Raw genomic sequence first — 12,785 nt, forward strand, 5'->3', positions numbered from 1 at the left:
GAGGGAAATGAATTATGATAATAGTTGAAAATTTATCAAAAATTCATCAAGGAGAAGATATGGAAAAGACTTATTTTTATAGATTGATAAAGGATAAATTTAATCTTAATTATGGAGATGAACTAATAGAAGTACAATCCTATGGAATAGAAATAGAAAGACAGGATAAGGTAGAGGGAAATATAGTAAATATAGAAAGAGATTATATAAAGAATATAAGTCCTCAAAGACATAAAGTACATAGCCTTTTGAAAGTGCTGCACGACAACACTGTGTCACCGATACATCTTATAGATATAGCAGGGGATTATGTAGACGAGTATATTAGTGATTTTGATAACGTATTAAGAGAAATAGCAACTAACTAATAATAAAAAACTAGAGGCCAACAGCCAGGAAGCAGAAATAAAAAAATGGTTGTGGACAGATAACATAAATATAAAATTTAAATTTGATTATTTTATTATAGGATTTATTATGGGGATTAATTAATATAGAATTAATGATAAAATAGAGATATATATCTCTATTTTATTTTTATATAAAAAGGCGGTGACAAATATGATAGGGGGAACGGGCATAGACATAATTGAAATATATAGAATAAAGAATGCCGTAATGAAAAATAATAATTTTATATATAAGATATTTACACAAAGAGAAATTGATTACTTTAGATCAAGGAATTTACTGTCAGAGGTGGTTGCAGGTAATTTTGCTGCAAAGGAAGCCATAGCAAAAGCGTTAGGAACTGGATTTAGAAAATTTTCCTTAAAGGATATAGAGATTCTTCGTGATGAACTTGGAGCACCTGTAGCATTTTTACATGGAGGTGCAAAAGAACTTGTAAAAGAGCCATATAAGCTCCATGTATCAATATCTCATAGTAGAGAAAATGCTATAGCCTATGCAGTTTTGGAGGTGTATTAATATATGAGAATAGGTACTGCAGAAGTTATGAGGAAAATTGATAAATACTCCATAGAAGTTTTAAAAATACCTAGCATAGTGCTTATGGAAAATGCTGCACTTAAAGTTGTAAAAAATATTGATATTGAGAATGTGCAGAATTGCTCGATTATATGTGGCAAGGGAAACAATGGTGGAGATGGGCTAGCAGTAGCCAGACATCTTCATGTAATAGGAAAAGATGTAGGTGTATTTTTGTTAGGAGGAGAGCGGGGAATTTCAGGAGACTCTCAAATTAATTATAATATACTTTTAAACATGGGAGTTAAAATAATATCTATAAATAATATGGAAGATATAAATGAGATGAGAGAGTACTTAGAACAAGCCGATATTATTGTAGATGCCATATTTGGAACGGGTTTAAATAAAAATGTTGAAGGCATATATAGTGCAGCTATATCTGTAATAAATGAAAGCAATTCCTATATTTTATCTATAGATATACCTTCAGGATTAGAATGTAATAGTGGTAGGGTGCTTGGAAATTCTATAAGAGCTAATAAAACTGTAACTTTTCAGCTATATAAGAAGGGATTTTTAAACTATGGTGTGGATAAATATACAGGGGCAGTGGTAATAGAGGATATTGGCATACCAAAGGAAGCAGTTCATAAATTTCATGAAAATGAATATATAATGGATGAGAATTTTATGAAACAAAGCATGATTAAAAGAAATAAGCATAGCCATAAAGGAGACTATGGAAGGGTTGTCATTATTGCAGGCTCTAAGGGGTTTACTGGGGCTTCGTATATAGCAACTCAGGGAGCTGTAAGAAGTGGAGCGGGACTTGTTACGCTGTGTTGTGATGAAAAAATACAGCCAATTTTAAGTTCTAAACTTATAGAAGCTATGACTTTAAATTTTAAAGATACGGAAAAGCTTAAAGAGCTATTAAAGAGCAGCAATTGCATAGCTATAGGTCCAGGAATGGGTAATAATGAAGCTACATTGCAATTTGTAATGGACACTTTGCTAAATGCAGCGTGTCCTGTAGTAATTGATGCGGATGGATTGAATGTCCTTAAAGGAAACCTGCATTTGTTGAAAGAATCAAAAAACAAGGTAATAATTACTCCGCACTTAGGAGAAATGTCCAAATTAATGGGATTAACTATAGAAGAGATAAAACAAAATCGCATGGAAATTGCACAAAGCTTTGCGCAAAAGTATAAGTGCATAGTACTTTTAAAGGGATATAATACCGTAGTCACAGATGGGTATAAAATTATTATAAATCCTACAGGAAATAGTGCTATGGCATCAGGCGGTATGGGAGATGCGCTAACAGGTATAATTGCATCTTTTATAGCACAAGGATACGAACCGCTAAAGGCAACAAGCATTTCGGCTTTTATACATGGATACACAGGGGAGAAGCTTTCAAAGAAAATGTTTTGTGTAAATGCAAGTCAACTTTTAGAAGAACTTCCCTATGCGATTAAAGAACTGATGGAGTAATTGGGCCGAAATTAAGTGATATAATTTGGTTTTAATTAGAATAATGAAATTAAGGCAGGAATAGTATTAATAATAGAGAGTAAAGTTCAGGGGGAATTTTATGAAAAAATTATTATTAATACTAATTGCTGCTTTTTTTATGACGGTTTTGGCTGGGTGCTATTTCAAAATAGATAAAACTCAGAAAAGTCTAGATTATATAAAATCCTTAAAGAGTTATACTAGTGATGCCCACATTATATTGCAAAATGATAAGCAAAATATAGAATATGATATGAAACAGTACTATAAAAAGAATATTGGAGTTAGATTAGAATTAAATTCGGATAGGATTTATATATGTAAAGGTGATAAAATATATGTGAATGATACTAAAAGTGGATTTAAGTATAGCCTAAGTGGAGAATTTGAAAATATTGTAAAGTTAAGTTCCGTAGGGGAGTATATTAGGCTAATTTATACCAATGAAGAAACTAAGACTTATTTTAAAGATATAAGCGGAATTAAATATCAAGTGCTTGAGATATATTTATCAAATCTAAATAGAAATTTAGACAAGGGAAAGGTCTATATCAATACTGAAACTAAGCTTCCTGAGTTTGTTGAAGTATATGATTTAAATAATAAGGTTAAATTTAAAGTGCTATATAAAAATTTTGTAGCAAATGCAGAATTTAATGAAGAGTTATTAAGTACAGAAGCGAAGGGTGGAATTTAAGTGTTCAGACATCTGAGACCAGTATGGGCAGAAATAAATTTAGATAATTTAGCTCATAACATAAAGGAAATTATAAGAGTAACGAAAGCTAAAGAGATTATAGGAGTAGTTAAAGCTGATGCATATGGTCATGGAGCTTTAGATATAGCTCCGACCTTACTTGAAAATGGGGTTACAAGACTTGCAGTAGCTGTTTTAAATGAGGCAGTAGAGCTTAGAAGGGGAGGGATACAATGTCCTATTATGATTTTGGGATATACACCTCCAAATTTACTGGATCTTTTAATAAAGTATGATATAGAACAAACTGTATATTCCTATGATTTAGCAAAGGAAATTTCAGATAAAGCTATAGAGGGAAGTAAAATTGCAAAAATTCATATAGCCTTTGATAGTGGAATGGGTAGAATAGGATTTTTGCCTAGAGAAGAAGATATAAGTGAGGTAGAGAGAATTAGTAAGCTTCCCAATATAAAGATAGATGGGATTTATTCTCATTTCTCTACAGCAGATGAAAAGGATAAAAATTATACGTATGAACAATTAAAAAAATTTAATTGGTTTTATAATATATTGCAGGAAAGAGGAATACAAATAAATATAAGACATATAGCAAACAGTGCAGCTATTATAGATATGCCTGAAACACATTTTGAAGCAGTAAGGCCTGGCGTTATATTATACGGCTACTATCCTTCAGAAGAGGTGGATAAAACAAAGGTATATTTAAAACCTGTAATGTCTTTAAAAACTAACATAGTCCACTTAAAGAAGGTTCCAATAGGAGAATATATAAGCTATGGAAGAAAATTTAAAACTGAGAGGGAGAGTATTATAGGAACTCTACCTGTAGGCTATGCAGATGGCTATACAAGATCTTTAGGAGAAGAGGCTAAAGTAATAATAAACGGGAAGCTGGTGCCCGTGGTAGGAAGAATATGTATGGATCAATGCATGGTTGATTTAACAAATGTACCAGATGTAAACTTAGGAGATGAAGTTATACTTATGGGAGAAGATAGTGAATCGAAAATGACAGCAGATGAATTAGCATCTATATTAGGCACTATAAATTATGAAGTGTTATGTATGATAAGCAGAAGAGTTCCTAGAGTCTATGTAAAAGATAAAAAAGTTATTAAAATAAGAAGTTATGTATAAAATTACCAATTGCGTAAATAATAAAAAGTAGAAAAAAATTTTGACATGACTATGATTATAGTAATATAATTGTTCTGTACATATCTTTTGCATAGGTTAATAGGAGGTATAGATTTAATGTCAGATTCAAAAAAGTTGGTAGTAAACCTCTCAGAAACACTTAATAATGAATTTAATAAGGCACTTAAAGAAGATTCCAAAAAAAGAAGTCAATTTATTAGGGAAGCTATAATACTATATATTGAGGAGAAAAAAAGAGCAAAAGAAATGGAGCTAATGAGAAAAGGTTACATGGAAATGGGAAATATAAACCTAGAATTTGCAGAGATGGGCTTTGCAAGTGACATTAGAGAATTAAAAGAATATGAAGCGAAGCTTCCGGAGTGTGATTGGTCCCATGACAACGATAGTGAAAAGAGGAGATATATTTTATGCTGATTTAAGCCCTGTAGTAGGTTCAGAACAGGGTGGCATAAGACCTGTAATTATTATTCAAAATGATGTAGGAAATAAATATAGTCCTACAGTAATTGTAGCAGCAATAACTTCACAGATTAATAAAGCAAAATTACCTACCCATGTGGAGATTTCTTCCGAGGATTATGGTTTAAATAAAGACTCTGTGGTATTGCTAGAGCAAATAAGAACATTGGATAAAAAGCGACTTAAAGAAAAAATTGGACACATGTCTAATAGCGATATGAAAAAAGTAGATGCAGCACTTTTGATAAGTATAGGATTGAATATAGGATTGAAATAATAGTAAGGGCTCGGAGTGAGCCCTTATTCTTATATATAAAATAAACAAATGCTTAAGTATGAATAGCAAACAATTTTTGTAAGATAATAAATATGCAAACATCTCAATAAGTTGATTTGCAGGGACTTATAACTAAGTAAGAAGCTTCTATAAATCATGTGCGGAATTATGAATAGTTATCAAGTAATAAAAGAATGTGGAGAAGGTGTTATTTGTGAAAAAACTTAAAGAATATTTTTTAATTACATTTGGAGTGTTTTTGGTATCTTTGGCTGCGGAGCTATTCTATGCTCCAAATAACATTGCAGCAGGAGGGGTTATAGGAATAGCTATAATTGTAAATCACTTTTTTCCCTTTCTAGAAATAGGGACTATTTCCTTAATGATGAATGGAGTATTATTTATCGTAGCATTTGTAGTTATAGGAGGGAAATTTGGAGCTAAAACTATATATGCCAGCTTAGCTATGTCTTTGATACTATGGATAATGGGTAAAATTGAGTTTCCACCGAGTATTATGACCCATGATCTTTTTTTAGCCTCAGCTTTTGGAACTATAATATCTGCAATAGGAATGGGAATAACATTTAATCAAAGAGCATCTACAGGAGGAACGGATATAATTGCAAAGATAATGAATAAATTTATACATATTCCAATAGGCAAGTCACTTTTATGCGTAGATTTCATAGTAACACTATCCTCAGCAATATCCTTTGGAATTGAAGTAGGAATGTATTCTTTATTATCGGTAATATTTAATGGAATGATAATCGACTGGTATATTGAAGGATTTAATGTCTGTAAGCAAGTTGTCATAATAAGTTCTAAACATGATAATATAAGAAAGTTTATAATAAATGAACTTGATAGAAGTTGTACGATTTTTAAAGGCAGAGGCGGATACAATAATGCTGACATTGATATTTTATATACTGTAATAAATAGAAGAGAATTTATTAGGCTAAAGGATTATATAAGGGATATAGATAATAGGGCATTTATTACCGTGGGAGAAGTGCATGAAGTTCTTGGGGAGGGATTTCAGGATATTTCTTTAGAGGATTAAGTTAATTAATAGTAAGTAATTGGTAGAAAAGTTTGCCTGGCAAACTTTTTTTATTTGCAAGAATTCAGTTAAGAATAAGGATTTAAGAATTATTTGTTATTAATTACTAAATATTAACTGAAATTTTTATTGTAATTTAATTTTTTATTTTATATACCTATGTTATAATAATAATGCATGTTAAGGGAAATTATGATGAAGAATGTTACTATATGTATAAATAAGGGAGAGGTTGAAATGATAGAATTTAAGAATGTTACGAAGGTGTATGGAAAAAATATACCGGCACTGTCAAACATCAATCTAAGTATAGATAAGGGAGAGTTTGTGTTTTTGGTAGGTCCAAGTGGCGCTGGTAAATCCACATTTATCAAAACGCTTTTAAAGGAAGTAGATCCAAGTGTTGGAAGTGTTGTGGTAAATAATGTAGATATAACTACTTTGAAGAGAAAGGATATACCTTATTATAGAAGAAAAATAGGGGTAGTTTTTCAGGACTTTAGACTTATACCTAACCTAAATGTATATGAGAATGTAGCTTTTGCAATGAGAGTTATAGAAGCTCCTATGAAAGATATAAAAAAGAAGGTGCCAGCAGTTCTGTCTATGGTTAAACTGTCAAATAAACATAAGGCATTTCCACATGAGTTATCAGGTGGAGAACAGCAAAGAGTTTCACTTGCAAGAGCTTTAGTTAATAATCCAGCTCTTATTATAGCGGATGAACCTACTGGGAACTTAGATCCAGATACGTCAATGGAAATAATGGACATACTTAATGATATAAATAGAGCAGGTACTACAATATTAATGGCAACCCATGCGAAGGACATAGTAGACAATATGAAAAAAAGGGTAATAGCTTTAGAAAAAGGTAATTTGGTAAGAGATGAACAAAGGGGGTCATACGGATATGAAGATTAATACCTGCAAACACTTTTTTTCAGATGCGTTAAAAAGTTTTAAAAGAAATAGAACTATAAGTATTGCATCAGCTGCAACTGTAGCTGCAACTCTTTTCATATTAGGAGTATTTTTGCTTACAATATTAGATGTTCAGCAAGTAGTAAAAGATGTAGAATCTAGAGTTGAAGCAAAGGTGTTTTTCAATCAAGATGTAACTATTGCACAAAAGAAAGCAGTAGAAGAGAAGATAGATTCTTTAGATGAAGTAGTAAAGGTTACTTTTGAAAGTAAGGCAGAAGCTATGGAAAAATTTAAGGAACAAATAGGAGAAGAAAATAAGCTTCTTGTTGAAGGACTCGAAAAGGACAACCCTCTACCAGATGCCTTTGTTGTAAAGGTAAAGTCTCCTGAAATGGTATCTAAAGTAGTAGAAAGTGTTAAGGGGATGGAAGGTATATATGAAATACAGGATGGTAAAAAGATAGTAGATACTATAGTTAAAATTACAAGCACCATTAAGTGGGTCGGTTTAGCTTTATTTATAGTATTAATAGGAGTATCCTTGTTCCTAATTGGAAATACCATTAAGATTACGGTGTATTCTAGAAGAAGAGAAATAGGCATAATGAAATACATAGGTGCTACGGATTGGTTTATAAGATGGCCTTTTATAATAGAAGGTATGCTTATGGGAGTTATCGGTGCAGTAGTTGCTTGTGGTGTACTTTATTATGCATATAATGCAGTATATATTAGAATGTCTTCAAGCCTTATGATGATACAACTTGTTGAGCCTATATATGTGATAACTACTATATCATGGCAGTTTGTAATTGCAGGAATAGTAATAGGAGCATTGGGAAGTATACTTGCAATTAGAAAGTTCCTTGCAGTATAAAAGTTAGGATTAAGAAATAAGGTGCTAGGAGCTAGGAAATATAGAAACTTTGCTATGCAAAGCTTCATCCAATCCTAGTACCTAGTACCTTTAGTCTAGTAACTGAAAAATATAACTCTAATAATTATTAAAGTCGCTGTAAAGCGGCTTTAATTTGATTTATACTAGTTTACTATAGGCAAAAGTTTCATTAAGATGAATTTATCATCAATTATTTACTAATTATTATTTAAATTTAGTGTTATAATTATCTTAAGTTTATATAAACATATATATAGAAGAGTTAGTAGATAGTTTGTACTTGAAAGGATAAGGAGTGATTGTTTTATGAATAAGAAAAGGTGGGTAATAACGACGGTTTTAATTGTAATAGTAACTAATGCTATTACATTTTTAGGAACTAATACAGTATCGCTTATGATGCCCAATGGAAAAGTTATAGTTAGCAGGGATGATTATAATAGCTTTACTGAGTTTTCAAAGCTTTACGAAATAAAAAATGTACTTTATGAATTATATGATGGAAAGATAGACAATGGAGCTATTGAAGAAGGCGCAATAAAGGGGATGACTTCAGCTTTAAATGACCCTTATACAGTGTTTATGGATAAAAAGGAATATACCGAATTTAATACTCAGACAGAAGGGAATTATAGCGGAGTTGGTCTTCAAGTACAGTCAAAGGACAACAAAATAGTAATAGTAGATATATTTGAAGAGTCTCCTGCTAAAAAGGCAGGACTTCTTCCAAGAGATGAAATAGAAAAGGTAAACGGAACTGCTGTAAGTGGGAAAGAACTTGATAAAGCAGTAACCATGATGAAGGGCCAAGAAGGAACGGAAGTAACTCTTACACTATTTAGGGAAGAAAAGGGAAACTTCGATGTAAAGCTAAAAAGGGCTAAAATTAATATGGTTACAGTTAAAGGTGAAATGCTAGATAATAATATTGGATATGTAGCTGTAAGTATGTTTGATGAAAACACATCTAAAAACTTTAAAAAGGAACTCGATACATTAAATTCAAAGGGAGCAAAGGCATTTATACTTGATTTAAGAGGAAATCCAGGTGGTCTTTTAGATGAATGTGTTGATATGGTTTCAAATTTTGTGCCTAAGGATAAAGTTATAGTTTCAACAATTGATAAGTATAAAAGAGAAAAGAAATATAATTCAATTGGAGGTAAATATGTAGGAGTACCTTTAGTACTTTTAACAGATGAAGGGTCAGCTAGTGCATCTGAGATATTTTCTGGAGCTATAAGAGACTATAAAGCGGGTACATTGGTAGGAGAAAAAACCTTCGGCAAGGGTGTAGTTCAAACAGTTCTTGAAACAGGAGAAGGAACAGCCTTAAAGGTGACAGTATCTAAGTATTATACTCCTAATGGAGAAAATATTCATGGCACAGGAATAAAGCCAGATATAGAAGTGAAATATCCAGAGGAACTTTTAAAGAAGCCTTATGATAGAACTACAGATCCTCAATTTAAAAAGGCTCTTGAAATAATAAAGGGAAAACTCTAGGAAGGGAATACAATAAAATGAATATTTTAATATATACTTTAAGAACTTTAGCAATTACATTGACAGATCCGTATTATATATTCTTTTTAGCAGTTTTAGTATTTATGCTTTATAAACGGAATAGAAAAATATCAATAATGCAAAAGATGATAATTGGGGAGCCCTTGTACTCCCCTTTTGAATTAACAATTTCTCAGCTAGTACTTGGAATATTTGCAGGAATTTTGGCAAGTATTATGATGTCCTACTTAGGTGTAATATATTATGGTACTGAAGTTATTGAAATATTGTTTATGACATCTATATTCCTTGCTATATTTAGTCCTAAATTTATATGTTTTTCATATTCAGCTGCAATTTTAGGTACATTAAGTATAATACTTACCGTAGTTTATCAAAATGCAGGAGTAGGAGAAAATACTTTCTTAAGAGTAGATATACCGTCTTTAATAGCTACAGTAGCAGTACTTCATTTTGTGGAAGGTATTTTAATTATTATAGATGGAAAAAGGGGCAATATTCCAGTGTTTAGAAAGGTTGAGGGAGAGATTCAAGGTGGATTTGCCTTTAGGAGATATTGGATCGTTCCAGTAGCCTTATTTATTATGATAAATACAAGCTTAATAGCAGACTTAGGTACTACAGAACCTATGCCTAATTGGTGGCCAATTGTTAAGACATCAATACCAAGTGAAATACTTAAAAAATCAGTAGTAGCTCTTATACCTTTCTATGGTATGCTTGGTTATAAGTCAAATACTTTTACTCAAACTAAAAATCAAAAGACTTTAATGTCTGGACTATTTGTAATAGCTTATAGCATGGCATTATTTTTAGTGGCACAACTTGCTCATATAAATATATTTTTTCAGGCCTTAGCTGTGGTGTTTGCACCAGTAGGGCACGAAGCAATGATTAGAATTCAGGCTCATTTTGAGAATACAATGGAAGCAAAATATGTTAGCCGTGATGGAATTATGGTACTTGAAGTATCTCCAAATTCTATTGGAAAAGCTTTGGAAATTAAAGGTGAAGATACAATTGTGGAAATAAATGAAGAAGAAGTAAAAACTGAGGAAGATATAAGTAGAATTTTAAATTCTAAACCTGAAAGTATATTCTTTAAAATAAGAAACCCAAGAGGTGAGATAAGAGAAACAAGTAAACATCCTTATCAAAAGGGGAAAACTATACTTGGTATACTTATTGTTCCAACAAAAGTTGATAAACCTGAATCAATGAGAGACTTTGAGAAGGAGAATTTTTCTGATATATTAGATAAAGCAAAAAAAGATAAAGAAGATGGTGATGAATAGGTAATGAGAAAGTTTAAAATACATTCAAAATTTAAACCTACGGGAGATCAACCTCAAGCAATAAATAATTTAGCAGAAAGAATTCAGAATGGAGAAAAATTTCAAACGCTACTTGGAGTCACAGGTTCTGGAAAGACTTTTACAATGGCAAATATAATAGAAAGAGTTCAAAAACCTACATTAATACTTGCGCATAACAAGACTTTAGCAGCACAGCTTTGCTCTGAATTTAGAGAGTTCTTTCCTGAAAATTCTGTGGAGTATTTTGTATCTTATTATGATTATTATCAGCCAGAAGCTTACCTTGCACAAACAGACACTTACATAGAAAAGGATGCTTCTATAAATGATGAAATAGATAAATTAAGACACTCAGCAACCTCTGCCCTCTTAGAGGGAAGAGATGTTGTAATTGTAGCTTCTGTATCTTGTATATATGGCCTTGGTAATCCTGAGGAGTATAAGAATCTTACAATTTCCTTAAGAGAAGGTATGGAGAAGGATAGAGATGAGGTTTTAAAAAAGCTTATTGAAATTCAATATGAGAGAAATAATATAGAATTTACACGTGGTACCTTTAGGGTTAAGGGAGACGTTCTTGATATATTCCCTGCTTCATCCACAAACGTGGGGATAAGAGTAGATTTTTTTGGGGATGAAATTGAAAAAATAAGAGAATTTGATGCATTGACAGGAGAAATAATTGGAACAAGAAAACATGTAGCTATTACTCCAGCTTCTCACTTTGCTACATCTAGGGAAAGACTAGAAGGGGCCATAGGAAAAATTGAAGCAGAACTTGAAGCAAGGGTAAAGGAGCTTTTATCAGAGGATAAGGTATTAGAAGCTCAAAGACTTAAACAAAGAACTAATTTTGACATAGAAATGATGAGAGAAGTAGGATATTGCAGCGGTATAGAAAACTATTCAAGAATACTTGATGGAAGAGCAGCTGGAACTTGCCCTCAAACCTTAATAGATTATTTTCCAGATGATTTCTTGTTATTTATAGATGAAAGCCATGTAACTTTACCTCAAGTTAGAGCTATGTATGCGGGAGATAGATCGAGGAAGGAATCCTTAGTAAATTACGGATTTAGGCTTCCTTCGGCTTATGATAATAGGCCATTAAGATTCGAGGAATTTGAGCAGAAGATAAACCAGGTAGTTTTTGTAAGCGCTACACCATCAAATTATGAACTTGAACATTCAACAAATGTAGCTGAACAAATTATAAGACCTACAGGACTTCTAGACCCTGAAATAATTATAAAACCAGTAAAGGGTCAAATAGATGATTTGTATTCAAGTATAAAAGAAACTATTAATAAAGGTTTTAGAGTTCTGGTTACTACTCTAACTAAAAAAATGGCAGAGGATTTAACAGCATACTTTAAAGAAATGAATATAAAGACAAATTATCTTCATTCAGATATAAAGACAATTGAAAGAATGGAACTTATTCGTGATTTAAGAAAGGGCGAGTATGATGTACTTGTAGGTATAAACCTTTTAAGAGAAGGACTTGATATTCCAGAGGTAGCTCTAGTTGCAATACTTGATGCAGATAAAGAAGGATTTTTGAGATCAGATAGGTCCTTAATTCAGATAATAGGTAGAGCTGCAAGAAATTCAGAAAGTAAGGTTATAATGTATGCAGATACAGTAACTAAATCTATGGACAGAGCAATTAAGGAGACAAATAGAAGAAGAAAAATACAAATAGAGTATAACGAAAAGCATGGAATAGTTCCAAGAACTATAATAAAGGATATAAGAGAAGTAATTGAAGCAACTCAGGTTGTAGAAGACAGTGCTACTTATGATAGTTTAGAAGAGGCAGTTAAAGCAAGTAATAATAGTGTTGAATCACTTATAAAGAAATATGAAGATGAAATGAAAGAAGCTTCAAAGAAACTTGAATTTGAAAAGGCTGGAAGACTTAGAGATATGATTTATAAATTGAAAAAGAAAATAGTGAAGGAGTAGTACACTAA

13 protein-coding genes are annotated in these 12,785 nt (G+C 31.7%); all 13 read left to right on the forward strand.

What is annotated here, in order from left to right:
• The first annotated feature begins 14 nt into the window (after window positions 1-14).
• A complete protein-coding gene (locus tag DP68_RS11000) occupies window positions 15-368 on the forward strand; it encodes a DUF6514 family protein (protein WP_186431414.1) in 354 nt (117 codons plus the stop codon).
• Window positions 369-561: 193 nt separating this feature from the next.
• Window positions 562-930, forward strand: a complete 369-nt coding sequence (gene acpS / locus DP68_RS11005) for a holo-ACP synthase (protein WP_035309453.1) — start codon at window positions 562-564, stop codon at window positions 928-930.
• Window positions 931-933: 3 nt separating this feature from the next.
• Complete coding sequence (locus tag DP68_RS11010; RefSeq protein ID WP_035309454.1) at window positions 934-2,433, forward strand: bifunctional ADP-dependent NAD(P)H-hydrate dehydratase/NAD(P)H-hydrate epimerase; 1,500 nt, start codon at window positions 934-936, stop codon at window positions 2,431-2,433.
• Window positions 2,434-2,533: 100 nt separating this feature from the next.
• Window positions 2,534-3,151: a germination lipoprotein GerS-related protein gene (locus DP68_RS11015; RefSeq protein ID WP_035309457.1), complete on the forward strand. Its 618-nt coding sequence runs from the start codon at window positions 2,534-2,536 to the stop codon at window positions 3,149-3,151.
• On the forward strand, window positions 3,152-4,312 hold the full coding sequence (alr, locus tag DP68_RS11020; RefSeq protein ID WP_035309458.1) for an alanine racemase: 1,161 nt from the start codon (window positions 3,152-3,154) through the stop codon (window positions 4,310-4,312).
• Between the two features lie 117 nt (window positions 4,313-4,429).
• Entirely contained in the window at window positions 4,430-4,750 is a 321-nt protein-coding gene (locus tag DP68_RS11025; RefSeq protein WP_035309459.1) for a hypothetical protein, read from the forward strand.
• The gene (locus tag DP68_RS11030; protein WP_035309460.1) at window positions 4,710-5,072 is read left to right on the forward strand and encodes a type II toxin-antitoxin system PemK/MazF family toxin; all 363 of its coding nucleotides are present in this window, start codon (window positions 4,710-4,712) and stop codon (window positions 5,070-5,072) included. The genes DP68_RS11025 and DP68_RS11030 overlap by 41 nt, the downstream gene beginning before the upstream one ends.
• A gap of 214 nt (window positions 5,073-5,286) precedes the next feature.
• Entirely contained in the window at window positions 5,287-6,141 is an 855-nt protein-coding gene (locus DP68_RS11035) for a YitT family protein (RefSeq protein ID WP_035309463.1), read from the forward strand.
• A 237-nt stretch (window positions 6,142-6,378) separates the two neighbouring features.
• Window positions 6,379-7,065 carry a cell division ATP-binding protein FtsE gene (gene ftsE / locus DP68_RS11040; protein WP_035309606.1) on the forward strand — a complete coding sequence of 229 codons (687 nt, stop codon included), beginning with the start codon at window positions 6,379-6,381 and terminating at the stop codon, window positions 7,063-7,065.
• Window positions 7,055-7,945, forward strand: a complete 891-nt coding sequence (gene ftsX, locus DP68_RS11045; protein WP_035309465.1) for a permease-like cell division protein FtsX — start codon at window positions 7,055-7,057, stop codon at window positions 7,943-7,945. The genes ftsE and ftsX overlap by 11 nt, the downstream gene beginning before the upstream one ends.
• 327 nt (window positions 7,946-8,272) lie before the next feature.
• Window positions 8,273-9,472: a S41 family peptidase gene (locus DP68_RS11050; protein WP_035309467.1), complete on the forward strand. Its 1,200-nt coding sequence runs from the start codon at window positions 8,273-8,275 to the stop codon at window positions 9,470-9,472.
• A gap of 17 nt (window positions 9,473-9,489) precedes the next feature.
• On the forward strand, window positions 9,490-10,788 hold the full coding sequence (locus DP68_RS11055; protein WP_035309469.1) for a hypothetical protein: 1,299 nt from the start codon (window positions 9,490-9,492) through the stop codon (window positions 10,786-10,788).
• Window positions 10,789-10,791: 3 nt separating this feature from the next.
• Window positions 10,792-12,777, forward strand: a complete 1,986-nt coding sequence (gene uvrB / locus DP68_RS11060; protein ID WP_035309470.1) for an excinuclease ABC subunit UvrB — start codon at window positions 10,792-10,794, stop codon at window positions 12,775-12,777.
• The last annotated feature ends 8 nt before the right edge of the window (window positions 12,778-12,785 follow it).

Source organism: Clostridium sp. HMP27 (genome assembly GCF_000765165.1).
Classification (GTDB): domain Bacteria; phylum Bacillota; class Clostridia; order Clostridiales; family Clostridiaceae; genus Clostridium_AK.

Excerpts from the sequence above, each read along its gene's own strand:
- DP68_RS11000 (WP_186431414.1), top strand. The coding sequence starts at position 15 with ATGATAATAGTTGAAAATTTATCAAAAATTCATCAAGGAGAAGATATG.
- acpS (WP_035309453.1), top strand. The coding sequence starts at position 562 with ATGATAGGGGGAACGGGCATAGACATAATTGAAATATATAGAATAAAG.
- DP68_RS11010 (WP_035309454.1), top strand. The coding sequence starts at position 934 with ATGAGAATAGGTACTGCAGAAGTTATGAGGAAAATTGATAAATACTCC.
- DP68_RS11015 (WP_035309457.1), top strand. The coding sequence starts at position 2,534 with ATGAAAAAATTATTATTAATACTAATTGCTGCTTTTTTTATGACGGTT.
- DP68_RS11025 (WP_035309459.1), top strand. The coding sequence starts at position 4,430 with ATGTCAGATTCAAAAAAGTTGGTAGTAAACCTCTCAGAAACACTTAAT.
- DP68_RS11030 (WP_035309460.1), top strand. The coding sequence starts at position 4,710 with ATGACAACGATAGTGAAAAGAGGAGATATATTTTATGCTGATTTAAGC.
- ftsE (WP_035309606.1), top strand. The coding sequence starts at position 6,379 with ATGATAGAATTTAAGAATGTTACGAAGGTGTATGGAAAAAATATACCG.
- ftsX (WP_035309465.1), top strand. The coding sequence starts at position 7,055 with ATGAAGATTAATACCTGCAAACACTTTTTTTCAGATGCGTTAAAAAGT.
- DP68_RS11050 (WP_035309467.1), top strand. The coding sequence starts at position 8,273 with ATGAATAAGAAAAGGTGGGTAATAACGACGGTTTTAATTGTAATAGTA.
- DP68_RS11055 (WP_035309469.1), top strand. The coding sequence starts at position 9,490 with ATGAATATTTTAATATATACTTTAAGAACTTTAGCAATTACATTGACA.
- uvrB (WP_035309470.1), top strand. The coding sequence starts at position 10,792 with ATGAGAAAGTTTAAAATACATTCAAAATTTAAACCTACGGGAGATCAA.